Origin of the sequence: Streptomyces sp. NPDC048196, assembly GCF_040652715.1 — a bacterium.
GTDB classification, from domain to species: Bacteria; Actinomycetota; Actinomycetes; order Streptomycetales; family Streptomycetaceae; genus Streptomyces; species Streptomyces siderophoricus.
Window position 1 is genome coordinate 148,395 of record NZ_JBEZMM010000004.1, and the last position, 23,042, is coordinate 171,436.

The window sequence follows — 23,042 nt, forward strand, 5'->3', positions numbered from 1 at the left end:
AGCCCCCTGCCCACCCGCCACCCGCACGGGGGAGCAACCCGCCGTGGCGCGGGCCACACCACCCCAGGTCGCGAGCGGTCCAAAAACCTGTGCCTGCACAGGATCCGCACGTCGTACGCACAGGACACCCGCCGGGCGTGGGGTGCCGGGGGCTTTCGTGGTCTTCGTCACGTGGGGCGGAGCGGGTCGCGGAGCGCTCCGCCCTGCGCCACGCTCCGTCCCTCCCTCGTCACGCCGGGCCGCTGGCCCCTCCCCCGGCTCGTGTCGCGGCCGCCGGTCCGGGGCCGGACGGCCGGGGGCGCCGGGAGTGCAGGGCGCCCAGGCCCTGACGAGTGGCGACCAGCAACACCCGGTCCTGGGGCCGCAGGACGTAGCCGTCGCCCAGCTCGTGGGCGAGACGGGCCGGCTCGCGCTCGGCGGCCGGCGGCGGTGCGGCGGCCGGGGCGTCCGGGTCCGGGTCGTCGGGGGCCGAGGCGTCGACCGCCAGCACCCGCAGCCGGCCCGGCCGGCGGACCTCGCCGACCGTACGGCCCTCCAGCGCGGCGTGCCCGCGGACCTCGACCCGGGCGACCAGCACCACCCGGCGTTCGACCGGGATCGCGCCCAGGATCTGCCGCCCCATCATGGCGCCGGCGAAGGCGGGGGCGGCCAGGAAGGAGACGCTGCGGCTGCGGGTCAACGCCCCGGGGTGGGCGGCGCGCAGGGTGCGGTAGACGGCGGTGGCGAAGCGGTCGTCGAACAGCCGGAGGGTCACCCGCAGCTGCGGGGTGACCGAGCGGGCGTAGAGGGCGGCCTCCAGGTTGGTGGTGTCCTCGCTGGTCAGCGCGAGCAGACCGGACGCCCGCCCGATCATCGCGGCCTCCAGGACGCCTTCGTGGGTGACGTCCCCCAGGACGGTCGGCACCCGCAGCCGCCGGGCCAGTGCGAGCCCCCGCGCCTCCGGGTCCGCCTCGATGCACACCACGGGGATGCCCATCTCGTGCAGTCGGGCCAGCACCCGGGTGCCGACCTTGCCGAGGCCCAGCAGCACCACGTGGCCCGACAGCCCGCGCGGCGGCCGGCGCAGTGCGGAGGCGCTGCGGAACGTGCCCAGCCCCTCGAACGCCGCGGCGACCAGCACCGGCAGCAGCAACAGACCGGTCAGCCCGGAGAGCAGTTGGAGGAGCTTGCGGGGCAGTGGCTCGCCGAGTGCCGGGTCGTTGATCGCGAAGAGGTCGAGCAGCGTGAGGTAGGTGGCGTGCAGCGGGTCCTCGCCGGTGGTGAGCGAGGAGGCGACGGCCAGGGCCAGCACCGCGCCGACGAGGCCGGCCAGCGACCAGCGCAGCCGCCGGGAGAACAGCGAGGCGAGCGGGGCACCACGGCCGCGCAGCCCTCGCCGGCGCACCGGCCGCCCCGCACCCGGGCCCGCGGAGGGATCCGTACCCGTGGAGCCCGTGCCCGTGGCGGAGCCCGTGCCCGTATAGGAGACGGTCTCCAGGACGATGCGGGCCCGGCCGGTGGCGGCCTCGGCCACCTCGTCGTCCGGCAGCAGCACCGCCCCCTCGTCCGCCAGGGCGCCCGAACTCGACGCGCCCTCAAGTGAGTTGGCGGCAACGGGCGAACCCAGGACGGTAACGGTGTCAAAGGCCCCGCCCGCTCCCGGGTCGGCGGCGGAGGGCGGGAGCACCGCCAGCGTGCACAGCTCCGGTTCCCCGGGCCGGCCGGGCGGCACCGGTGTACGTTCCACGGCCCGCAGCAGCAGCCCGTCCGCCTCGATGACCTTGCTGGTCCCGGCGACCGCGGTGGCGACCAGCGCGGGGGCCACGGTGTCCGCGTCGGACAGCACGGTCGTCGAGGCATCGACCCCGGCCGGACCGTCGACGAGTCCGCCGGGCCCGTCCGCGCCGGCACCCAGGGCGGCGACCGCCGCGGCCTGATCGAGCAGCTCCTCCAGGTGCTGGCCGAGCTTGCGGTTGTAGAGGCGGATGACCAGCCGCAGCCGGGGATTGAGCCGGCGGGCCCGCAGTGCGGCGTGGATGTTGAGCTCGTCGTCGTCGTAGACCAGGGCCAGCGCCTCCGCACCGGCGATGTCCGCCTCGATGAGCGCGGCGTCGTCCGGCTGCGCCGCCTCCAGGATGCGCAGCGGCTCGGGCGGCGGTTCGGTGCCCTCGCCGGGCGGCTCCGCGGGCAGCGCGGTCCGCGTCACCGCCGCCGACACCCGGCCGAGCAGCGCACCGGCCCGGACGAGCGGGCCGGCCGGCGGCGGGATCCGTGGCCGGTGCGGCTCGCGGGCCGAGGGGGCCACCAGCGTCACCCGTTCGCCGTAGACGTCCCGGAGCTCGGTGGCGAGCCGGTGGGCGAGCGCATCATCGCCGCAGACCACCATGTGCGGGGCGGCAGAGCCCTGTTGGGGCTGGAGAGGCAGGTTGGGCACACCCCGTAGCGTGCCTTACCGGCGGCGGGCGGCGCAGCCCGGCGTGGGAGGCCGTCGCACCGCCCGGTCGATGAGCCCCCAGCTGCTGCCTACCGCGCCCCCTACAGGAGCCGCTCTTGCGGCTACGGTTGTACCGGACCACCGGTGCGACCAGCGCGCCCGTTGCCGCACCCGGTCCGTATCGCGAGCTGTGGCTTCGTGTCGCCGGTACTGGGAGAAGGAAGTAGTGAGCAGGGTGTTTGTGCAGGTCAGCGCGCTAGTACAGGGCACGGGGTAATCAGCATGCACATCGTCATCATGGGGTGCGGGCGGGTCGGATCCGCGCTCGCACAGACCCTGGAGAGCCAGGGCCACACCATCGCGGTGGTCGATCAGGACCCGACCGCCTTCCGTCGCCTGGGCTCGTCCTTCGGCGGCCGCCGGGTGACCGGCGTCGGCTTCGACCAGGACACCCTGCGGGAGGCCGGTATCGAGGAGGCGGGCGCCTTCGCGGCCGTCTCCAGCGGTGACAACTCCAATATCATCGCCGCCCGGGTGGCCCGCGAGATGTTCGGGGTCGAGAACGTCGCGGCCCGGATCTACGACCCGCGCCGCGCCGAGGTCTACCAGCGGCTGGGCATCCCCACGGTCGCCACCGTCCGCTGGACGGCCGACCAGATGCTGCGCCGGCTGCTGCCGTCGGGCGCCGAGCCGCTGTGGCGGGACCCCAGCGGTGGCGTCCAGCTCGCCGAGGTGCACACCGCCCCGGCCTGGGTCGGCCACAAGATCAGCAAGCTGCAGGAGGAGACCGGCGTACGCGTCGCCTTCCTCACCCGGCTGGGCGAGTCGATGCTGCCGACCTCCCAGACGGTGCTGCAGGAAGGCGACCTGGTGCACGTGATGATGCGCACCGACGAGGTCGAGAAGGTCGAGGCGGCATTCGCCACGGGTCCCGAGGAGGCGCACGCATGAGGGTCGCAATTGCGGGCGCGGGCGCGGTGGGCCGTTCCATCGCGGGCGAGCTCGTCGGAACGGTCACCCGACAGCCCGAGGAGGCAGGCGCATGAGGGTCGCTATCGCAGGCGCGGGCGCGGTGGGCCGTTCCATCGCGGGCGAGCTCCTGGAAAATGGTCACGAGATCCTGCTCATCGACAAGGCGCCGACCGCCATCTCGGTCGAGCGGGTGCCGCTCGCGGAGTGGCTGCTGGCCGACGCCTGCGAGATCACCTCGCTCGACGAGGCGGCGCTGCAGCGCTGCAACGTCGTCATCGCGGCGACCGGCGACGACAAGGTCAACCTGGTCGTCTCCCTGCTCGCCAAGACCGAGTACGGCGTGCCGCGAGTGGTCGCCCGGGTCAACAACCCGAAGAACGAGTGGCTGTTCAACGAGTCCTGGGGCGTCGACGTCGCGGTCTCCACGCCGCGTCTGATGTCCGCCCTGGTCGAGGAGGCGGTCAGCGTCGGCGACCTGGTCCGGCTGCTGCGCTTCAGCCACGGCGACGCCAACCTCGTCGAGCTGACGCTGCCCCCGGAGGCCGCGCTGGCCGGCACCCGGGTCGGCGATGTGGCATGGCCCGAGGACACCTCCCTGGTCACGATCATCCGCGGCACGCGGGTGCTCACGCCCAACAAGGAGGACGTCCTGGAGGCGGGCGACGAGCTGCTGTTCGTCGCGGCCCAGTCCCGTGAGGAGCAGCTGGAGGACCTGCTGTCGGTCCGGCGCGAGGACGCGGCGGGCTAGCGGGCCCGGTCGTACGCCAGGCACCCGGCGTACGGCACGAGCACGGACGAAGGGCGCTCCCGGAGGTCTCCGGGAGCGCCCTTCGTCGCGTGCGGTGGGAGCCGCGGCTAGGACTCGCGGCGGTGGCGGCCGGTCGTCGTCCCGCCGTCCTTCGCCAGTGTGGCCTTGCGTTCCTTCTCGGCCTGCTCCGCCTGCTCGGCCGCCTCCATCTCGGCGAAGACGTCGATCGGCGGCGGCGCCTTCACCAGGAAGACCCAGGTCAGATAGACCGCGAGCAGGAACGGCGGGATCTTCAGCGCGATCAGCACCCAGCCGAGCTGGGTGGTGTCCGCCCACCAGTACAGCGGGAAGAGGATCGCGCACTTGCCGAGCAGGATCAGCCCCCAGGCCCAGCTGGCCTTGGCGTAAGCCTTCTTCCGGCCGGGGTTGCGGGTGCGCCAGGAGAGGTTCTCCTTGAAGACCGGTCCCAGGATCAGGCCGATCAGCGGCACGCCGGCGAGCGTCGTGACCATGTAGGCCACGGCGAGGCCGAGGGTGTAGAGCATGCCGGGCAGGTAGAAGTCCTTGGCGTTGCCGGTCATCATCGCGAAGACCACGCCGAAGGCCACACCGAAGACACCGCCGAAGGCGTGCTTGACGGTGTCCTTGCGGACCAGGCGGACGGCCGCCAGCACCAGCGAGACGGCCAGCGCGGCGATCGCCGAGACGTGCAGGTCCTTGTTGACCGTGAAGATCGCGACGAACAGCAGGCCGGGGAGCACCGTCTCCACCAGGCCCCGCACCCCGCCGAACGCCTCGAACAGCGCCGCCTCGGTCACCTCCCGGCCGGCTCCGCCGCCGTCGTCCGGCGGGGCCGGGGCGGCGGGGGCGGGGTCGGTGCCGGGGGTGGCGCCGGCGGCGGCGTGCGGGTCGGTGGTCGGTCGGTCGTAAGACGTCACCGGCTACTCCTGTCCGAGCGGTCGGAGTTCGTACTTCGGATTGAAGAGCACCCGGCGTCCGTGACTCAGCGAGATCCGGCCCGAGGCGATGAGCTTGCGGCCCGGCTCTATCCCGACGATGGAACGGCGGCCGAGCCACACCACGTCGAGCGCGGCGGAGCCGTCGAACAGCTCCGCCTCCAGCGCGGGCACACCGGCGCGCGGCCGCAGCGTGACATGCCGCAGGGTGCCGGTGACCTTCACTATCTGGCGGTCGTCGCAGTCGCAGATGCGGGTGCACCCCGCGTCCTCGGCGTCCTGCTGCAACTCGGCGGACTGCAGCTCCTCCTCGGAGGAGGACAGCCTGTCGAGCATCCGGCGAAAGCGACCGGCCGGCTTCTCGGGTCGGGTCCCAGCACTCATAAAGCCAGCGTACCGGTGCCCGGCTCCGCGGATCACGGTGTCCACAGGCAGGTCTCGCCCCGCCGTCCCAGCAGGACGTGGTCCTCCCCGCACGGTTCGGTGCTCCCCGTCCGCCCGGCCCGCCCGCCCGGCTCACTGTTCGAAGCGGTACCCCATCCCCGGCTCGGTGATACTGCACCCCCCGGGGGCCAACCCCCGCACCCCCGGCCGGACACCCGACCTCACTGCTCGAAGCGGTACCCCATCCCCGGCTCGGTGATGAAGTGCTTCGGGTGTGAGGGGTCGCTCTCCAGCTTGCGGCGGAGCTGGGCCATGTAGACCCGCAGATAGTTCGTCTCGGTGCCGTAGGACGGGCCCCAGACCTCCTGGAGCAGCTGCTTCTGGCTGACCAGCCGGCCGGCGTTGCGGACCAGGACCTCCAGGAGGTGCCATTCGGTGGGCGTCAGCCGGATGTCCCGGCCGCCGCGGTTGACCTTCTTCGCGGCGAGGTCGACGGTGAAGCCCTCGGTCTCCACGACCACTTCGGTGTCGGCCGGCCCGGTCGGCTCGGCCCGGCGCACCGCCGCCCGCAGCCGGGCCAGCAGCTCGTCCATGCCGAACGGCTTGGTGACGTAGTCGTCCGCGCCCGCGTCCAGCGCCTCCACCTTCTCGTCGGAGGTCTGCCGGGCGGAGAGCACCAGGATCGGCACCCGGGTCCAGCCCCGCAGCCCCTTGATCACTTCGACGCCGTCCATATCGGGCAGGCCGAGGTCCAGGACGATGACGTCGGGGTGGCGGGCGGCGGCGAGCTTGAGGGCGGTGGCCCCGTCGGGGGCGGCGTCGACCTCGTACTTGCGCGCCTTCAGGTTGATCACGAGGGCGCGGACGATCTGCGGCTCGTCATCGACCACAAGCACCCGGTTCACTGGCGATCTCCTCGTGGTGTGGTGGCGTGTCCCGGCGGGCCGGGGTCGGTGCGGTTCCCGGCGGGGCGGCCCGCGGGAGGTGTGGTGGAGGGCGGCGGTGGGGTCCGGCTCATGTCGTGACCTGGGCCGGGAGGTCGGGCCGGACCGGCGGCCGGCCGCCCGCGGCCCGGAGCGTGAGGACCATCGTCATACCGCCACCCGGTGTGTCCTCCGCGGCGAGCGTGCCGCCCATCGCCTCCGCGAAGCCCCGCGCCACCGCGAGCCCCAGCCCCACACCGGCGCCGCGCGGCACGTCGCCGTAGCGCTGGAACGGCTCGAAGATCCGGTCCTTGGCGCTGTCGGGCACGCCCGGCCCGCGGTCGGCGATCCGCAGCTCCACCCGGTCGCCGAGCGCGCTGGCCGCGACCAGCACCGCCTCCCCGTCCGGGCTGTACTTCACGGCGTTCTCGACGAGATTGGCGACCGAACGTTCCAGCAGCCCGGGGTCGACCGCGACCATCGGCAGCTCCTCCGGGATGTCCAGGGTGACGCTGTCCTCGGGTACGCCGCCCAGCGCCATCGGTACGACCTCGTCGAGGTCGATCTCGCGGATCAGCGGGGTGACCGTGCCGGTCTGCAGCCGGGACATGTCCAGGAGGTTGCCGACCAGGTGGTCCAGCCGGTCCGCGCCCGCCTCGATGCCCGCCAGCAGCTCCGCCTCGTCCTCCGGCGACCAGGCCACGTCGTCCGAGCGCAGGGAGGTGACCGAGGCCTTGATGCTCGCCAGCGGCGTCCGCAGGTCGTGGCTGACCGCGGCCAGCAGCGCCGTTCGGATGCGGTTGCCCTCGGCCAGCTCCCGGGCCCGTTCCGCCTCGCCGACCAGCCGCTGCCGGTCGAGCACGACGGCGGCCTGGGCGGCGAAGGCGGCCAGCACCCGGCGGTCCTCGGCGGGCAGCACCCGCCCGGTCAGCGCCAGCGCCATGTGGTCGCCCACCGGCATGTCGACGTCCGCGTCCTCGGGGCGCAGCAGCGGCTCGCCCTTGTCCGGGCCGCCGGCCCGGCCCGCGCAGGTCCACGGGTCGACGTCGCTGCGCCGCTCCAGCAGCGCCACGGTGTCCATGCCGAAGGTCTCCCGCACCCGCTCCAGCAGGGCGCTCAGCGTCGTCTCGCCGCGCAGCACACTGCCGGCGAGGAAGGACAGGATCTCCGACTCGGCGCGCAGCCGGGCCGCCTGGTGGGTGCGGCGGGCGGCGAGGTCCACCACCGAGGCGACCGACACCGCGACCGCGAAGAAGATCGCGATGGCGACGATGTTCTGCGGGTCGCTGATGGTGAGGGTGTGGGTCGGTGGCGTGAAGTAGAAGTTCAGCAGCAGCGAGCCGACCGCGGCCGACGCCAGCGCCGACAGCTGCCCGCCGAGCAGCGCCGCCACGACGGTCAGGAAGAGGAACAGCAGGACGTCGTTGGCCAGCCCGGGCCCGTTGGCGAGGCCGGACAGCAGCAGTGAGAGCAGCGCCGGGCCCACGACACCGACGAGCCAGCCGGCGATGATCCGGGCCCGCCCCAGCCGCGCACCGCGCGCCACCGGCAGCCCCCGGCCCTTGGCGACCTCCTCATGGGTGACGATGTGCACGTCGAGGTCCGGCCCCGATTCGCGGGCGACGGTCGCCCCGACCCCCGGGCCGAAGACGTACTGCCAGGTCTTGCGGCGGCTCGACCCCAGCACGATCTGCGTGGCGTTCACCCCGCGCGCGAACTCCAGCAGCGCACTCGGTATGTCGTCCCCGATGACGTGGTGGAAGGTCCCGCCGAGGTCCTCCACCAGCGTCCGCTGGACGGCGAGTTCCTTGGGCGAGGCGGAGGTCAGCCCGTCACTGCGGGCTATGTAGACGGCGAGCACCTCGCTGCCCGAGCCCTTGGCCGCCATCCGGGCGGCGCGGCGGATGAGCGTACGGCCCTCGGGGCCCCCGGTCAGGCCGACCACGATCCGCTCGCGGGCCTGCCAGGTCGACCGGATCGAGTGCTCCGCCCGGTACTCCTGCAGGTACTCGTCGACGCGGTCGGCGACCCAGAGGAGCGCCAGCTCGCGCAGCGCCGTGAGGTTGCCCGGCCGGAAGTAGTTCGACAGGGCGGCGTCCACCTTGTCGGGCTGGTAGATGTTCCCGTGCGCCATCCGGCGCCGGATCGCCTGCGGCGACATGTCGACCAGCTCGATCTGGTCGGCCCGCCGCACCACCTCGTCCGGTACGGTCTCGCGCTGCCGGACGCCCGTTATGGACTCCACGACGTCCCCGAGGGACTCCAGGTGCTGGATGTTCACCGTCGAGATGACATCGATGCCGGCTTCCAGCAGCTCCTCGATGTCCTGCCAGCGCTTGGCGTTGCGCGAGCCGGGCACGTTGGTGTGGGCCAACTCGTCGACCACGGCCACGGCGGGCTTGCGTTCCAGCGCCGCGTCCACGTCCATTTCGGTGAAAACCGAGCCGCGGTACGTCAGCTCGCGACGCTGGATCTGCTCCAGCCCGTGCAGCATGACCTCCGTGCGGGGCCGCCCGTGGTGCTCGACGAACGCCACCGCGAGGTCAGTGCCCCGCTCCACGCGCCGGTGTGCCTCGGACAGCATCGCGTAGGTCTTGCCGACGCCGGGCGCCGCCCCGAGATAGATCCGTAGCTTGCCGCGTGCCATGGCCCCATTGTCTTACGTGAAGGCCGCCCCCACCGGGCTGGCCTGCTGCGACCCTACCGACCGCACAAGGGAACAAAAGCCGCAGTTGACGACTTCGCCCCCGGTCTTGACGCGACTCTGATACGGGGCTCCGGTCCCGGCTTGGCGCGGGCCTCCCGCTCGCCGCTCCACGGCCTCCGCTTCCGACCAGCGGCTCGCGACCAGCGGCTATGTGGTCCGCCTCCGAGCTGGGTCCGTCTCCGAGCGAGGTCCGTCGCCCTTCCTCCCCTGGCGGTCCTTCTCCGTCCCACTCCCCTGCCCGTTCCGCTCCCCTCCACTCCGCTCCCCTCCACTCCCCTCCGTTCCGCCCGGTGGAAACACCTCGCCGGACGCCACGACCGACTGCGACGATGCCCTCATGACGGACACCGCGCCCGCCTCCGAGCCCACCCCCGGCACCGGCCACCGCCCCGCGCCCGCGGGAGATCTGACGACGGGCCGCATGCCAGCGGTGCGGGTCGCCCACACCGCCGACCTGGATGCCGCAACGCTCGCGTCGGTGCACGCCCTCCTCCACGACGTCTTCGACGACATGACCGAGGAGGACTGGGACCACGCCCTCGGCGGGCTGCACGCCCTGGCCTACGAGGACGGCGAACTCATCGGTCATGCCTCGGTGATCCAGCGCCGGCTGCTGCACGGCGGCCGGGCGCTGCGTTGCGGTTACGTCGAGGGGGTCGGCGTACGTGCGGACCGCCGCGGCCGCGGCCACGGGGCGGCCGTGATGGCCGCGCTGGAACGAGTGATCCGCGCCGGATACGACCTCGGCGCGCTCGGCGCCTCCGACGAGGCCGCCGCCTTCTACGCCGCCCGCGGCTGGCAGCAGTGGCGCGGCCGCTCCTGGACCCTCACCCCGTCCGGCGTCCGGCGCACCCCCGACGAGGACGACTGCCTCTACGTCCTGCCGACGCCCGCCGCCACCCTGGATCTCGACTCCGACCTCACCTGCGACTGGCGCGACGGCGACGTCTGGTAACGGCGCGGGCGGCGGGGGGCTGACGCACCGCCACGGGGTGGTGGGATGTGGCTGGTGGTGGGCGGCGTCAGCTGATGGCCGGCGGCCGGTGACCGGCAACCACCAACCCGCCGGAGTTCAGCCGTATCGCTCCTACCGGGGAACGAAGCGGTCGACCAGGAGGGTGAGGCGGTCGGGGGCCCGGTCGGCGGGCAGGCGTCCGGCGCGGGTGAGGGTGACCAGTCCGTGCAGCGCCGCCCAGAACGTCTCGACGAACAGCCCCGGTTCGTCGGGGTGCGCATGGTCGACGAGAGGGTCCAGCAGAGCCTGGAACGCCTCGCGCAGCGGCACGGGCGTGGCCTCGTCGGCGAACGGGAGGCCGTTGTCGAGGCTGAACATCGCGTCGTACAGGGCCGGATTGCGCGCGGCGAAGTCGGTGTAGGCGCGGGCCAGCGCCGCCACCGCCTCCCGGCCGGCGGGCCCTTCCGGCACCACGGCACGCAGCGCGGTCGTCAGCTCGGCGAACCCCTCCAGCGCGACCGCTCCGACGATCTCCTTCATGCCCCGGAAGTGGCTGTAGAGCACCGGCTGGCTGTACTCGATCTGCTTGGCGAGGCGGCGCGTGGTGACGGCGTCCCATCCGTGCGTCTCGGCCAGCTCGCGGGCCGTGGAGACGATCAGCTTGTGGCGGTTGGCCCGCTCACGTTCCTTGCGTTCACGTACCGACATGAACCGATTCTAGCGCTGCTAGACAACAGAGCATCGATACCTCTAGCATCGAACTTACAGCTAGCGCCGCTAGCAACCGCAGCTGCGCATGCAGGTGCCGGCCGGCCGCTGACGGCTAACCGCTGACCGCTGACACTTCAAGCCCTTGGAGGGGACATGCACAACGCACTGGCCGTCATCACGGTCGTCGTGGTCGGACTGATGGTGGGCGTGGAATTCGCAGTGGCGGTGTTCGTCAACCCGATCCTCGACCGGCTCCCGGACGACGGCGGACTCGACGCCCGAAGCGACGGAGCACGCATCCTCGGCCGGGTCATGCCGTTCTGGTACATCGGCTCGGTCGTCCTCGGCGCGGCATGGTCCGCACTGGCATGGGGCGACCGGGGCGCCCCACTCATCGCCGTGGGCACCGTGCTGCTCGTACTGAGCGTGGTGATGTCGATCCTGCTGCTCGTGCCGATCAACTCACGCGTCGCGACCTGGTCGAAGGAGGGCGTACCCGCCGACTGGAAGCAACAGGTAGGCCGTTGGGACCGCTTCCACTACGTCCGCGTGGCCATCATCGTGCTCGCGTTCGTCCTCTTCACGATCGCCCTCACCTGACGCCGCGCCAGGCCGCTGCTGCCCTGCTGTCCTCTGCCCTGCTGCCGCTGCCCACAGCGGCATCCTGAGCCCGCCGGGAGCGGCCTCCGTTCACCGCGTCGCCCCTGAGCCGGCCTGGCTCGGCTCGCCCTCCCGGCCGTTCGCGCCCATCTCCGTGATCAACCCGTCGTTCAGCGTCAGGACGCGGTCGGCCAGGCCCAGGAGGGTGTTGTCGTGGGTGGCGACCAGGGCCGTGACGCCCTCGCTGCGGACGACGGCGCGGAGGAGTTCCATCACCTCCAGCCCCGTTTCCGCGTCGAGTTGGCCGGTGGGTTCGTCGGCTATGAGCAGGGCGGGGCGGTTGGCGAGGGCACGGGCTATCGCGACGCGTTGTTGCTGGCCGCCGGAGAGTTCGCCCGGGCGCTGCCGGGCGTGCTCGGCGAGGCCGACCAGGGCCAGCAGGAGCGCGACCCGTTCTTCTCGCTCACGCGCCGGGACCTTGCGGAGCCGCATGGGCACTCCGACGTTCTCGGCGGCGCTCAGGATCGGTATCAGCCCGAACGACTGGAAGACGAAGCCGATGCGGTCGCGGCGCATTGCGAGCAGCCCGGTTTCGTCAAGCTCGGCGAGCGGGGTGCCGTCGACGGTGATGCGCCCCGAGTCCGGGGCGTCCAGGCCGCCGATGAGGTTGAGCAGTGTCGTCTTGCCGGACCCGGATCGGCCGCGCAGGGCGACCAGTTCACCGCGTGGAACCCGGCAGGAGACGCCGCGGAGCGCGTGGACGACGCCGGCGCCACTGCCCTCGCTGCCGTAACTGCGGTGCAGGTCCTCGACGACGACCATCGCCGCGGAAGCGGAATCGGCCGCCTCCGCGCCGGCTGTTCCTGACGCTGTGCTGGTTGTGCTTCCCCCGTTGTGCATTTTCGCTCCCCCACTCCCCTTGCGGCTTCGGTCCGCATCGACCCGCCGCGCCGACCGGCCGGCCCCCCGGCGGTGCCTGCCGATGGCGTCAGTATGCGGACACCGCAGTTCGGCAGGCAACGCCTGTGGATAACTCTCGGACGGGCCCTGGAAAGGGCAGTTGGGCCGGCCGGTCCGCGGCTCAGTTCGGGTTCTGGGCGCGAGTCGCGTACGCAGGAACGCGGGCGCGAAGGTGGCGAGAGCCTTGCCGCAGGAGGCTTTGCCTCCTTCATGAAACGGAGATACGACGGCGGCCTCCCTCATGCTCAGGCCCAATTCACGTTGCCGCACCAGGGCGCACCGGTTGCCCCAACTTCCCTACGGGAAGTCCGAGTTCAGCGAGTTCAGCGCCTTGTGCAGCCCTGTGCAGCCCTGTGCAGCCCGGTTCAGACCTTGTTCAGCCCGTCTCCCCCTGTCCCCGCACCAGATCCCGCAGCGCAATGTTCAGCTCCAAGACGTTCACCCGCGGTTCGCCGAGGAAGCCGAGGGTGCGGCCGTCCGTGTGGCGGGTGACGAGCCGGTGCACCGTGGTTGCCGGGAGGTGGTTCTCCTTGGCGACGCGGTCGGCCTGGAGTTGTGCGTACGCCGGGGAGATGTCCGGGTCGAGGCCGGAGCCGGACGAGGTGACGGCGTCGGCGGGGACCTTTGGCTCGGGGACGCCGTAGGTCTCGGCGACCCACTTCTTGCGTTCCTCGACCGCCTTGATCAGGTCGGTGTTGGTGCCGCCCAGGTTGGAGGCGCCGGAGACCTGCAGGTCGTACTGGGTGTTGACGCCGTTGGCCCGGTTGCTGCCCAGGCCCGCGGAGGGGCGCGGCTGGAAGAACCGCAGGTCGGGGATGGGGTTGCCGTGTTTGTCGGTGCCCTTGTCGTAGCGCTGGCCGAGGAGGGACGAGCCGACGGCCTTGCCGTGGGAGCGGACCTCGGAGCCGTTGGCCTGGTCGGGGAAGGCCGCCTGGGCCACGCCGGTGACCACCAGCGGGTAGAGGACGCCGCACACCACGGTCAGGACGAGCAGGGCGCGCAGGCCGGCGCCGAGCAACCGGGCGGTGTTGCGTACCGAGTTGTTCATGGCGGTTACCACGCTTTCCGCATCAGTGCAGCCCGGGGATGAGGGAGATGAGCAGGTCGATGAGTTTGATGCCGAGGAAGGGGGCGATCAGGCCGCCGAGGCCGTAGACGGTCAGGTTGCGGCGGAGCATCCGATCGGCGCTGACCGGGCGGTACTGCACTCCCTTGAGGGCGAGTGGCACCAACGCGATGATGATCAGCGCGTTGAAGATGATCGCCGACAGGATGGCGGAGTTGGGGCTGGACAGCCGCATGATGTTGAGGGTGTCCAGGCCCGGGTAGGCCACCGCGAACATCGCCGGGATGATGGCGAAGTACTTGGCGACGTCGTTGGCGATCGAGAAGGTGGTCAGCGCGCCCCGGGTGATCAGGAGCTGTTTGCCGATCTCGACGATCTCGATGAGCTTGGTCGGGTCGGAGTCGAGGTCGACCATGTTGCCGGCCTCCTTGGCTGCCGACGTACCGGTGTTCATCGCCACGCCGACGTCCGCCTGGGCCAGTGCCGGGGCGTCGTTGGTGCCGTCACCGGTCATGGCGACGAGCTTGCCGCCGGCCTGTTCGCGCTTGATGAGCGCCATCTTGTCCTCGGGCGTAGCCTCGGCGAGGAAGTCGTCCACGCCGGCCTCGTCGGCGATGGCCTTGGCCGTCAGCGGGTTGTCGCCCGTGATCATGATGGTCTTGATGCCCATCTTGCGCAGTTCGACGAAGCGTTCGCGCATGCCCTCCTTGACGACGTCCTTGAGGTGGATGACGCCCAGGACGCGCGGCCCGCGCTCGTCCTCCAGGGCGACCAGCAGCGGGGTGCCGCCGGCCTGGGAGATGGTGTCGGTGAGCTGCTGGGCGTCCTCGGCGACCGCACCGCCGCGCGCCTTGACCCAGGCGATGACGGAACCGGTCGCCCCCTTGCGGATCTTGCAGTGGCGGCCCTCCTCGGTGACGTCCACGCCCGACATCCGGGTCTGCGCGGTGAACGGGACCCACTCGGCGGCCACCAGCTCGCCCTGGTGCCGCTCGCGCAGGCCGTACTTCTCCTTGGCGAGCACGACGATCGAACGGCCCTCGGGGGTCTCGTCGGCCAGCGAGGAGAGCTGGGCGGCGTCCGCCACCTCGGCCTCCGTCGTGCCGCGTACCGGCACGAACTCGGCGGCCCGGCGGTTGCCGAGGGTGATGGTGCCGGTCTTGTCGAGCAGCAGCGTCGAGACGTCGCCGGCGGCCTCGACCGCCCGGCCCGACATGGCCAGGACGTTGCGCTGGACGAGCCGGTCCATGCCGGCGATGCCGATGGCCGAGAGCAGGGCGCCGATGGTCGTCGGGATCAGGCAGACCAGCAGCGCGAGCAGCACGATCATGGGCTGTTCGGCGCCGGCGTAGATCGCGAACGGCTGGAGGGTGACGACGGCCAGCAGGAAGACGACGGTGAGCGAGGCGAGCAGGATGTTCAACGCGATCTCGTTGGGGGTCTTCTGCCGTGCGGCGCCCTCGACGAGGTTGATCATCCGGTCGATGAAGGTCTCACCGGGCCTTGTGGTGATCTTGATGACGATGCGGTCGGAGAGCACCTTCGTCCCGCCGGTGACGGCCGAGCGGTCGCCGCCGGACTCGCGGATGACCGGGGCGGATTCACCGGTGATCGCGGACTCGTCGACGGACGCGACGCCTTCGACGACGTCGCCGTCACCGGGGATGATGTCGCCGGCCTCGCAGACGACGAGATCGCCGATGCGCAGCTCGGTGCCGGGGACCTGCTCCTCCATGCCGTCGTTCAGCCGGCGCGCCACGGTGTCGGTCTTGGCCTTGCGCAGGGTGTCGGCCTGCGCCTTGCCGCGGCCCTCGGCGACCGCCTCGGCCAGATTGGCGAAGATCACGGTCAGCCACAGCCAGACGGCGATCGCCCAGCCGAACCAGTCCCCGGGGGACAGGCAGGCGAAGAGCGTGGTGAGGACGGAGCCCACCTCGACCACGAACATCACCGGGGACTTGACCATCACCCGCGGGTCGAGCTTGCGCAGCGCGTCCGGCAGGGACCTGACCAGCTGCCGGGGATCGAAGAGGCCGCCGCCGACGCGGCCGTCACCGGGCTTGTGCCCGCCGGGGGCGTCCTGGTGCGGGGCACGGGTCGGAGTGGCTGTCGGGCTGGTGGTCATGGAGCCGGGCTCCTCAGGCTTGGCGGGGGCGGTCATGACAGGCCCTCCGCCAGCGGGCCGAGTGCCAGCGCCGGGAAGTAGGTCAGACCGGTGATGATCAGGATGGTGCCGACGAGCAGCCCGGCGAAGAGCGGCTTCTCGGTGCGCAGGGTTCCGGCGGTCTCCGGGACCGGCTGCTGCTCGGCGAGCGAGCCGGCCAACGCGAGGACGAACACCATCGGCAGGAGGCGGCCGAGCAGCATGGCCAGCCCGATCGTGGTGTTGTACCAGGGGGTGTCGGCGTTGAGGCCGGCGAAGGCGGAGCCGTTGTTGTTGGCGCCGGAGGTGAAGGCGTACAGGACCTCGGAGAAGCCGTGCGAACCGGCGCCCAGTGCCTTGGTGTTGAGCATCGAGCCCAGTGCGTCGGGCAGCACCATCGAGGCGGCGGTGAAGCCGAGGACCAGCGTCGGGGTGACGAGGAGGTAGCAGGCGGCGAGTTTGATCTCGCGGGTGCCGATCTTCTTGCCGAGGTACTCGGGTGTGCGGCCCACCATCAGGCCGGCGAGGAACACCGCGATGACGGCCATGACCAGCATGCCGTAGAGGCCGGAGCCGACGCCGCCGGGGGCGATCTCGCCCAGCATCATGCCGAGCAGCTGGAGGCCGCCGCCGAAGGCGGTGAAGGAGGAGTGGAAGGAGTCGACCGCGCCGGTGGAGGTGAGGGTGGTGGCGACCGAGAAGATCGCCGAGGAGCCGACGCCGAAGCGGGTCTCCTTGCCCTCCATGGCGGCGCCCGCGGCCTGCAGGGCCGGGCCGCCGTGCGCGAACTCGGTCCACATCATCAGCGCGGTGAAGCCGAGCCAGATGACTCCCATGGTGGCGAGGACGGCGTATCCCTGCCTGACGTTGCCGACGAGCTTGCCGAAGGTCCGGGTCAGCGCGAACGGGATGACCAGGATCAGGAAGATCTCGAAGAGGTTGGTGAAGGCGTCGGGGTTCTCGAAGGGGTGAGCGGAGTTGGCGTTGAAGTAGCCGCCTCCGTTGGTGCCCAGTTCCTTGATGACCTCCTGGGAGGCGACCGCACCGCCGTTGGTCTGCCGGTGCCCGCCCAAGAACTGCCCGACGTCGTGGATGCCGGAGAAGTTCTGGACGGCGCCGCAGGCGACCAGGACGACGGCGCCGATGACGGCGATCGGTATGAGGATGCGGACGGTGCCGCGGACCAGGTCGGCCCAGAAGTTCCCCAGTTCGCCGGTGCGGATGGGGGTCTCCCCTGCTTGAGCGGAGCCGAGAGCTCGGGGGAGTGCGAAGCCGCGGACCAAGGCGATCGCCACGGCCATGCCGGTGGCCGCGGACACGAAGTTCTGCACCGCGAGGCCGGCGGTCTGCACGACGTGGCCCATGGCCTGCTCGCCGCTGTAGGACTGCCAGTTGGTGTTGGCGACGAACGACGCGGCGGTGTTGAACGCCTGGTCGGGGCTGATCGACGCGAACCCGAGGGACAGCGGCAGACCGCCCTGGAGGCGCTGCAGGAGGTAGAGGAGGAGCACCCCGGCCGCGGAGAAGGCCAGGACGGCGCGCAGGTAGGCGGGCCAGCGCATCCGGGCGTCCGGGTCGGCGCCGATGCAGCGGTAGAGGACCTTCTCGACGCGGAGGTGCCGCGGGGAGCTGTAGACGGCGGCCATGTGGTCGCCGAGGGGGCGGTACGCCAGGGCCAGCGCCGCGATGAGCGCCGTCAGCTGGAGCACGCCGGCGAGGACGGGGCTCATCGAGCCCGCCGGGGAGGCAGCGGTGATCACCTCAGAACCTCTCCGGGAAGACGAGGGCGAGGACGAGGTATCCCAGCAGGGCGACGGCGACGATCAGGCCGACCGCGTTCTCGACGGTCACAGCTTCGCCACCCCCTTGGCGACGAGGGCCACCAGCGCGAAGACCGCGACCGTGACGACGACGAAGGCCACGTCGGCCATCGTGTGCTCCTAGAGGGGAGGGGAGTTCGGACCCCTAGAGCAAACCGTCCGCATGACCGCTCCTGAACGGCGTTGACGCCTCCCTTACGGCCATTGGCGCCCCGTTGACGGATCTCATACGCCGCTCGGCCTGACCTGCGCAAATACGGAGGGCCCGCACCCCCTTCAAGGGGTGCGGGCCCGTATGACCGTCGTGTTCCGGCCGGTCCTGGCGCCCTTGCGGGCCCCGCCGGCCGGACCGTGTGTCAGCGGATCTCGGTGATCTCCGGTCCGCGCTCCAGACGCTCCACGCCGCCGCCGAAGCGGGACTGCTCGGCCGGCTCCTGCTGCACGCCGTCCGGCACCATCTGGGCGTCGTCCGGCAGCTTCAGGACGATCGGGTCGCGCGGCGCCATGGGGCCTTCGCCGCGGACGATGACGGTGTCCCGGAAGATGTGCTCCAGCACGCCCGCGGCCTGCGGCTGCACCGCGCCCTGGCCGGAGATCACGCCGCGCAGGAACCACCGGGGGCCGTCCACGCCGACGAAGCGCACGACCTGCACGCCGTTCGTGCCGTCCGGCAGCTGTACCGGCACCTGGGCGCGCAGCTCCCAGCCCAGCGGGCCCTCGACCTCGTCGATGACCCCGCCCTGCTGGGTGATGCCGGCCGCGATCTCCTCGCGGACCTCGCCCCAGATGCCCTCGTTGCGGGGAGCGGCGAACGCCTGCAGCTGTACGGCGCTGTCCTGCAGCACCACCGTCGCGGCGACGATCGCGTCACCGGCGACCTCCACCCGCAGCTCCATGCCCTCGACCCCGGGCACGAACAGTCCGCCGAGGTCGACCCGGCCCTCGCCGGGGTTGGTGACCTCGGAGGAGTCCCACGGCCCGTCGGGGCGCGGCGCGGGCGGAAGATTGACCCGGCTCTGCTCCTCGTCGCTGACCTCCTCGGCCGGCGCACCGGTCACCGTCTCCTCGACGAGCCCCGCTGCCGACTCCTCAGGAGTCTTGTTCTTCTTGCGACGTCCGAACACGTCACTGTCCTTCCCGGTCGGCACCGACCGCTGCGTATTCATTCCCGCCCGTGGAGCCGTCCACCGCCGCATGACCGCCGGTGGAACCGAATCCCCCCTCGGCCCGCGCCGAGCCGGGAAGTTCCGCCACCTCGTGGAAGCGCACCTTCTCGACCTGCTGGACGACAAGTTGGGCGATCCGGTCGAACCTCTCGAACCGCACGGTCTCCCGCGGGTCCAGATTGACCACGATCACCTTGATCTCTCCACGGTACCCGGCATCCACCGTCCCGGGGGCATTCACGAGCGCCAGTCCGCAGCGCGCGGCGAGCCCGGACCGCGGGTGCACGAACGCCGCGTAGCCGTCCGGCAGCGCGATCGCCACGCCGGTGGGCAGCACCGTGCGCTCCCCCGGCGCCAGCTCGGCCGCCTCGGTGGTCACCAGATCGACGCCGGCGTCGCCCGGATGCCCGTACGCCGGAACGGGCACCTCCGGGTCGAGCCGGCGCAGCAGTACGTCGACGGGGTTGCGTACCTCACTCACGGGTTCACCTCGAAGGCTCGCGCGCGCTTGACCTGGTCCGGGTCGGCCATCGCCGCCTGGATCTCCTCGGTCCTGCCGTTCTCGATGAAGTGGTCGACCTTCACCTCGATGAAGACGGCGTCGGCGCGCACCGCGACCGGGCCGTCCGGGCCGCCTATGCGTCCCACCGCCGTCGAGTAGATCTTCCGCCCGTGCACCGCGGTGACCTGCGCGTCCAGGTGCAGCACCGTGCCGAGCGGAACCGGCCGTACGAAGTCGGTCTCCAGCCGGCCGGTCACCGCGATCACCCGCAGCAGCCAGTTCAGCGAGCCGAGCGTCTCGTCGAGCGCGGTGGCCAACACCCCGCCGTGGGCCAGGCCCGGGGCGCCCTGGTGGGCCTCCTTGACCGTGAACTCCGCCTGGACGCTCACGCCCTCGCCGGCCCGCGCCTCCAGGTGCAGACCGTGCGGCTGGCCGGTGCCACAGCCGAAGCAGCGGTCGTAGTGCGCGCCGAGGAGCTCTCCGGGCGCCGGCGCCTCGGCATGCCGGACCGGAGCCACGGCGTCCGTCGGTGGCGTCAGCCCCCGCCTCGTTGTGTCAGTTCCACTCACGAGTGCAGACCCTACCCGCGCGGGTAAGGGGCCCGCGCCGCCGTGCCAAGCTGGAGCCATGCAGTCGTACGAAGAACGTCTCACCGCGCCCCGGTCCTGGTGGGTGATCGCCGGGCTGGTCGGCGTCGCCTGTGCCCTGATGCTGCTCCCGGTGGGGACGCTGCCGATGCTCGGCGGGCTGATCGGCGGGGCGGCGCTGTCCGCCGTGGCGGTGAGCGCGTACGGGTCGGTGCGGATCCGGGTGGTGGGCGGTGCGCTGATCGCCGGTGAGGCGAAGATCCCGGCGTCGGCGCTGGGCGAGGCCCGGGCGCTGGACGCGGCGGAGGCGCTGGCCTGGCGGACGCACAAGGCCGATGCCCGGGCGTTCATGCTGCTCCGCAGCTATGTCCCGACCGCGGTGCGGGTGGAGATCACGGACCCGGACGACCCGACGCCGTACGCCTATCTGTCGACGCGGGACCCGGAGCGTCTGGTGGCGGCACTGACGGCCGTACGCGCCTGACGCGCGGGCGGGGCTCATCGGGCCGAGGGCGCCGGTCCCCTTCAGCGGTCCGCTTCAGTCGGCCGGCGGGAGCGGGGCCGGCCCGGGCGGCGGGGACGCGGGGAGGGCGTCGGGCAGCGCGTCCCAGGGCACCTGCTTGGCCCGCAGGTCCTTACGGATTTTTTTCGCAACTTTTCTGGTGTCGCGGCGGTTCATGACCCCGCCGACGGTGGCGCCCACCATGAACGGGGTGAGGCTGGGGAGGTTGCGCAGCGTGCGCTTCATGATCTGCTGGCGCAGTTCGCGCTTCATCTGCCCGCCGAGCGCGGCGTTCACCGACGTCGGTTTCGCGATGTCGATGCCCCGCTCCTCCGTCCACGACGTCAGAGCGGCCATCGCGCGCTGGCGGAGGTTCCCGGGCGGCCGGAGGCCGTAGACCTCGTGCAGCTCGGCGATGAGCTTGAGCTCGATCACGGCGACGCCGATGATCTCGGTGGCCAGCTCGGCCGGCATGGCGGGCGGTACGGGCAGCATGGCTGCCGCGCCCACGCCCGCTCCGACGGTGGCGGTCCCCGCACAGGCGCCCGCGACGAGCTTGTCGGCGAGTTCCTCGGGGGTCAGTCCGGGGAACTGGGCGCGCAGGGTGGCCAGGTCGCGGACCGGGATCCGCGGGGCGATCTCGATGATCCGGTCGGCGATCGCGGCGATCGTCGCCCGCACCCGGCCGCGCCGTACCGGGGCGGTCGGGTCGGCGGGCACGGGCGCGGTTTCGTCGCGTGATCGTGCGCCGGCCGCCGGACCTTGGCCGCCCTCGTGACGCTTGCGGAACGGGTTCACGCCAGCCACGGCGTAGACCGGCTCAGGCCGCGCAGTCGCGGCAGATCGGGTTGCCGTTCTTGTCCTCCGCGGCCAGCTGGCTGCGGTGGTGCACCAGGAAGCAGCTCATGCAGGTGAACTCGTCCTGCTGCTTGGGCAGCACGCGCACCGCGAGCTCTTCGTTGGACAGGTCGGCGCCGGGGAGCTCCAGGCCCTCGGCCTGCTCGAACTCGTCGACGTCGACGGCCGAGGCGGACTTGTCGTTCCGCCGCGACTTCAGCTCCTCGATGCTGTCCTCGTTGAGGTCGTCATCGGTCTTGCGTGGAGTGTCGTAATCCGTAGCCATTTTCGCTCTCCCCCTCTGGGTGTCTGCGGTGTCTCAGCGCTCGTAACGCGTGAGAGGCCGGACTTGTGCCCGACCTGAGGCGGAGATTTTGCCTCACATCAAGGTCTGTTACTCAATCGACACCCAACCGCACCCCTGAAGAGGTGATCGGTTTGGATGGCGATCAGGACCGTACACGGTCCGAATGTCGCACCTCGCGCAGCCCATCACCTGTACTTCCCGTGATTCGGGGCCCGGGAAACCCGGACTTCCCCGGCATTCCACCTGGGCTTTTGATCACGGAGCGTAGATGGCTGGAAATTCGCGTCTGTGAGCGATCACACACGCGACGACCGGCTGGTGGACCGGTCCAATTCCGCGCAAAGCGAACGTGGCGAAGGATCGCTCCCCGCCCCCCTGTTCGTCAAACCGGCCCCGCCGGCCGACCTCCCTGATGTACGGCCGCGAGACGGGCGATCCTACCTACGGAGGCCCGTGGCTGGTCAGGGCGGTGCCGGACGGCTCCAGCGGCCGCACAGCGGCCTTGTCGAGGGCCTCACAACGGCAGCACCACCCGCATCACGAGACCACCTCCCTCACGGGGCTGGGCGGTGATGGTGCCGTCGTGTGCGCGGACCACCGAGCGGACGATGGACAGGCCCAGCCCCACACCCTTGTCGCTGCCGGTGCGCTCGGTGCGCAGCCGGCGGAACGGCTCGAAGAGGTTCTCCACCTCATAGGCGGGGACCACCGGCCCGGTATTGGTGACCACCAGCACCGCACACCCCGGCTGCGGCTCGGTGCTCACCTCCACCCAGCCGTCCTCGGGGGTGTTGTAGCGCACCGCGTTCTGCAGCAGGTTCAGCGCGATGCGTTCCAGGAGCACACCGTTGCCCTGGACGAAGGCCTGCTGGCGGACCCCGCGCAGCGCGATGCCCTTGGCCTGCGCCTCCTCGCGGATCTGGTCCACGGCCTGAGCGGCGACCTCCGAGAGATCGACCGGCTTCTTGTCCACCACCTTGTTCTCACTACGCGCCAACAGCAGCAGGCCCTCCACGAGCTGCTCACTGCGCTCGTTGGTGGCCAACAGCGTCTTGCCCAGCTGCGCCAGCTCCGGCGAGGCGTCCGGATCGGCCAGCTGCACCTCCAGCAACGTCCGGTTGATCGCCAACGGCGTCCGCAGCTCGTGCGAGGCATTGGCCACGAACCGCCGCTGCGACTCGAACGCCCGGTCCAGCCGGTCCAGCATCTCGTCGAAGGTGTCCGCCAGCTCCTTGAGCTCGTCGTCCGGACCCCCCAGCTCGATCCGCCGGTGCAGATCCGACCCGGCCACCCGCTGCGCGGTCCGCGTGATCCGCCCCAACGGCGACAACACCCGCCCCGCCATCGCATAACCGAAGGCGAACGCCACCACCGTCAGCCCCAGCAACGCCAGCAACGAACGGTTCAGCAGGCTGTTGAGCGCCAGGGCGCGCTGGTGCTGGAGGCACTGCTCGACGGCCTGCTGGAGCAGCGGCCCGGACGTCTGGGTGGGCAGGTCGCAGATGTCACTGGTGGACTCGAACTTGCCGCCGAGGATCTTCAGCGGCAGCGCGCTGCCGTCGTGCAGGGCGTCCGCGGCGAGCATGTAGATGATGGTCAGCAGCACGATGCCGGCCATCAGGAACATCCCGCCGTACAGCAGCGTCAGCCGTATCCGGATGGTCGGACGGAGCCACGGGAAGGGCCGGACGTTGACCGGCGGGCGGGGGTCCCAGGCGGGTTTGGGCGGGATGGGCGGCGGTGCGGCGGCCGGCTTGGAGAACGAGGGCAGGGAAGGCATCGC

General features: G+C 71.6%; 22 protein-coding genes. 5 read left to right on the forward strand and 17 right to left on the reverse strand.

Going from position 1 to position 23,042, the window contains the following annotated elements; genetic code table 11:
* Positions 1–229: 229 nt before the first annotated feature.
* Positions 230–2,365 (reverse strand): NAD-binding protein, encoded by a 2,136-nt coding sequence (locus AB0E02_RS07420; protein WP_362137155.1) that lies wholly within the window; start codon positions 2,363–2,365, stop codon positions 230–232.
* A gap of 330 nt (positions 2,366–2,695) precedes the next feature.
* On the opposite strand from AB0E02_RS07420, the gene AB0E02_RS07425 reads away from it, so the two are divergent.
* Both AB0E02_RS07425 and AB0E02_RS07430 read left to right on the forward strand, forming a co-directional pair.
* Complete coding sequence (locus AB0E02_RS07425; protein ID WP_030412324.1) at positions 2,696–3,364, forward strand: TrkA family potassium uptake protein; 669 nt, start codon at positions 2,696–2,698, stop codon at positions 3,362–3,364.
* Positions 3,365–3,455: 91 nt separating this feature from the next.
* Positions 3,456–4,133 (forward strand): TrkA family potassium uptake protein, encoded by a 678-nt coding sequence (locus AB0E02_RS07430; RefSeq protein WP_030412323.1) that lies wholly within the window; start codon positions 3,456–3,458, stop codon positions 4,131–4,133.
* A gap of 107 nt (positions 4,134–4,240) precedes the next feature.
* On the opposite strand, the gene AB0E02_RS07435 is transcribed toward AB0E02_RS07430, so the two are convergent.
* The 4 genes from AB0E02_RS07435 to AB0E02_RS07450 form a co-directional block, all read right to left on the reverse strand.
* Entirely contained in the window at positions 4,241–5,071 is an 831-nt protein-coding gene (locus AB0E02_RS07435) for a DUF3159 domain-containing protein (RefSeq protein ID WP_362137036.1), read from the reverse strand.
* Between the two features lie 3 nt (positions 5,072–5,074).
* Positions 5,075–5,473 (reverse strand): OB-fold nucleic acid binding domain-containing protein, encoded by a 399-nt coding sequence (locus AB0E02_RS07440; RefSeq protein ID WP_107052695.1) that lies wholly within the window; start codon positions 5,471–5,473, stop codon positions 5,075–5,077.
* 221 nt (positions 5,474–5,694) lie between these two features.
* Positions 5,695–6,378, reverse strand: coding sequence for a response regulator (locus AB0E02_RS07445; protein WP_030412320.1), 684 nt, complete (start codon positions 6,376–6,378; stop codon positions 5,695–5,697).
* A 109-nt stretch (positions 6,379–6,487) separates the two neighbouring features.
* The gene (locus AB0E02_RS07450) at positions 6,488–9,043 is read right to left on the reverse strand and encodes a sensor histidine kinase KdpD (RefSeq protein WP_362137039.1); all 2,556 of its coding nucleotides are present in this window, start codon (positions 9,041–9,043) and stop codon (positions 6,488–6,490) included.
* A gap of 481 nt (positions 9,044–9,524) precedes the next feature.
* Here AB0E02_RS07450 and AB0E02_RS07455 point away from each other — a divergent pair, with 481 nt between their 5' ends.
* The gene (locus AB0E02_RS07455; protein WP_362137156.1) at positions 9,525–10,058 is read left to right on the forward strand and encodes a GNAT family N-acetyltransferase; all 534 of its coding nucleotides are present in this window, start codon (positions 9,525–9,527) and stop codon (positions 10,056–10,058) included.
* Between the two features lie 132 nt (positions 10,059–10,190).
* Here the strand turns inward: AB0E02_RS07455 and AB0E02_RS07460 are convergent, their stop codons facing one another.
* A complete protein-coding gene (locus AB0E02_RS07460; RefSeq protein WP_362137041.1) occupies positions 10,191–10,766 on the reverse strand; it encodes a TetR/AcrR family transcriptional regulator in 576 nt (191 codons plus the stop codon).
* Positions 10,767–10,922: 156 nt separating this feature from the next.
* Between AB0E02_RS07460 and AB0E02_RS07465 the strand changes: the two genes are divergently transcribed.
* The gene (locus AB0E02_RS07465) at positions 10,923–11,369 is read left to right on the forward strand and encodes a DUF1772 domain-containing protein (RefSeq protein WP_362137043.1); all 447 of its coding nucleotides are present in this window, start codon (positions 10,923–10,925) and stop codon (positions 11,367–11,369) included.
* A 90-nt stretch (positions 11,370–11,459) separates the two neighbouring features.
* On the opposite strand, the gene AB0E02_RS07470 is transcribed toward AB0E02_RS07465, so the two are convergent.
* The 8 genes from AB0E02_RS07470 to AB0E02_RS07505 form a co-directional block, all read right to left on the reverse strand.
* On the reverse strand, positions 11,460–12,191 hold the full coding sequence (locus AB0E02_RS07470; protein WP_362137157.1) for an ABC transporter ATP-binding protein: 732 nt from the start codon (positions 12,189–12,191) through the stop codon (positions 11,460–11,462).
* Positions 12,192–12,705: 514 nt separating this feature from the next.
* Positions 12,706–13,377 (reverse strand): potassium-transporting ATPase subunit KdpC, encoded by a 672-nt coding sequence (kdpC, locus tag AB0E02_RS07475; protein ID WP_362137045.1) that lies wholly within the window; start codon positions 13,375–13,377, stop codon positions 12,706–12,708.
* Positions 13,378–13,399: 22 nt separating this feature from the next.
* Positions 13,400–15,520 carry a potassium-transporting ATPase subunit KdpB gene (gene kdpB, locus AB0E02_RS07480; RefSeq protein WP_362137047.1) on the reverse strand — a complete coding sequence of 707 codons (2,121 nt, stop codon included), beginning with the start codon at positions 15,518–15,520 and terminating at the stop codon, positions 13,400–13,402.
* Positions 15,521–15,552: 32 nt separating this feature from the next.
* The gene (kdpA, locus tag AB0E02_RS07485) at positions 15,553–17,268 is read right to left on the reverse strand and encodes a potassium-transporting ATPase subunit KdpA (RefSeq protein WP_362137158.1); all 1,716 of its coding nucleotides are present in this window, start codon (positions 17,266–17,268) and stop codon (positions 15,553–15,555) included.
* Positions 17,269–17,299: 31 nt separating this feature from the next.
* On the reverse strand, positions 17,300–17,389 hold the full coding sequence (gene kdpF, locus AB0E02_RS07490; RefSeq protein WP_037807896.1) for a K(+)-transporting ATPase subunit F: 90 nt from the start codon (positions 17,387–17,389) through the stop codon (positions 17,300–17,302).
* 325 nt (positions 17,390–17,714) lie between these two features.
* Positions 17,715–18,482 carry a DUF3710 domain-containing protein gene (locus AB0E02_RS07495; RefSeq protein ID WP_362137050.1) on the reverse strand — a complete coding sequence of 256 codons (768 nt, stop codon included), beginning with the start codon at positions 18,480–18,482 and terminating at the stop codon, positions 17,715–17,717.
* Between the two features lies 1 nt (position 18,483).
* Positions 18,484–19,005: a dUTP diphosphatase gene (dut, locus tag AB0E02_RS07500; RefSeq protein WP_030412312.1), complete on the reverse strand. Its 522-nt coding sequence runs from the start codon at positions 19,003–19,005 to the stop codon at positions 18,484–18,486.
* Positions 19,002–19,595 carry a PaaI family thioesterase gene (locus AB0E02_RS07505; RefSeq protein ID WP_362137052.1) on the reverse strand — a complete coding sequence of 198 codons (594 nt, stop codon included), beginning with the start codon at positions 19,593–19,595 and terminating at the stop codon, positions 19,002–19,004. Before AB0E02_RS07505 ends, dut begins: the two co-directional genes overlap by 4 nt.
* Before the next feature lie 58 nt (positions 19,596–19,653).
* On the opposite strand from AB0E02_RS07505, the gene AB0E02_RS07510 reads away from it, so the two are divergent.
* Complete coding sequence (locus AB0E02_RS07510) at positions 19,654–20,097, forward strand: DUF3093 domain-containing protein (RefSeq protein ID WP_362137054.1); 444 nt, start codon at positions 19,654–19,656, stop codon at positions 20,095–20,097.
* Positions 20,098–20,151: 54 nt separating this feature from the next.
* Here AB0E02_RS07510 and AB0E02_RS07515 read toward each other — a convergent pair whose 3' ends face one another.
* The 3 genes from AB0E02_RS07515 to AB0E02_RS07525 all read right to left on the reverse strand — a co-directional run bounded on the left by AB0E02_RS07515 (position 20,152) and on the right by AB0E02_RS07525 (position 23,039).
* Positions 20,152–20,922, reverse strand: coding sequence for a hypothetical protein (locus AB0E02_RS07515; RefSeq protein WP_362137056.1), 771 nt, complete (start codon positions 20,920–20,922; stop codon positions 20,152–20,154).
* A 13-nt stretch (positions 20,923–20,935) separates the two neighbouring features.
* A complete protein-coding gene (locus AB0E02_RS07520) occupies positions 20,936–21,238 on the reverse strand; it encodes a DUF4193 domain-containing protein (protein WP_016575747.1) in 303 nt (100 codons plus the stop codon).
* Positions 21,239–21,773: 535 nt separating this feature from the next.
* Complete coding sequence (locus AB0E02_RS07525; protein ID WP_362137059.1) at positions 21,774–23,039, reverse strand: HAMP domain-containing sensor histidine kinase; 1,266 nt, start codon at positions 23,037–23,039, stop codon at positions 21,774–21,776.
* Positions 23,040–23,042 lie beyond the last annotated feature (3 nt).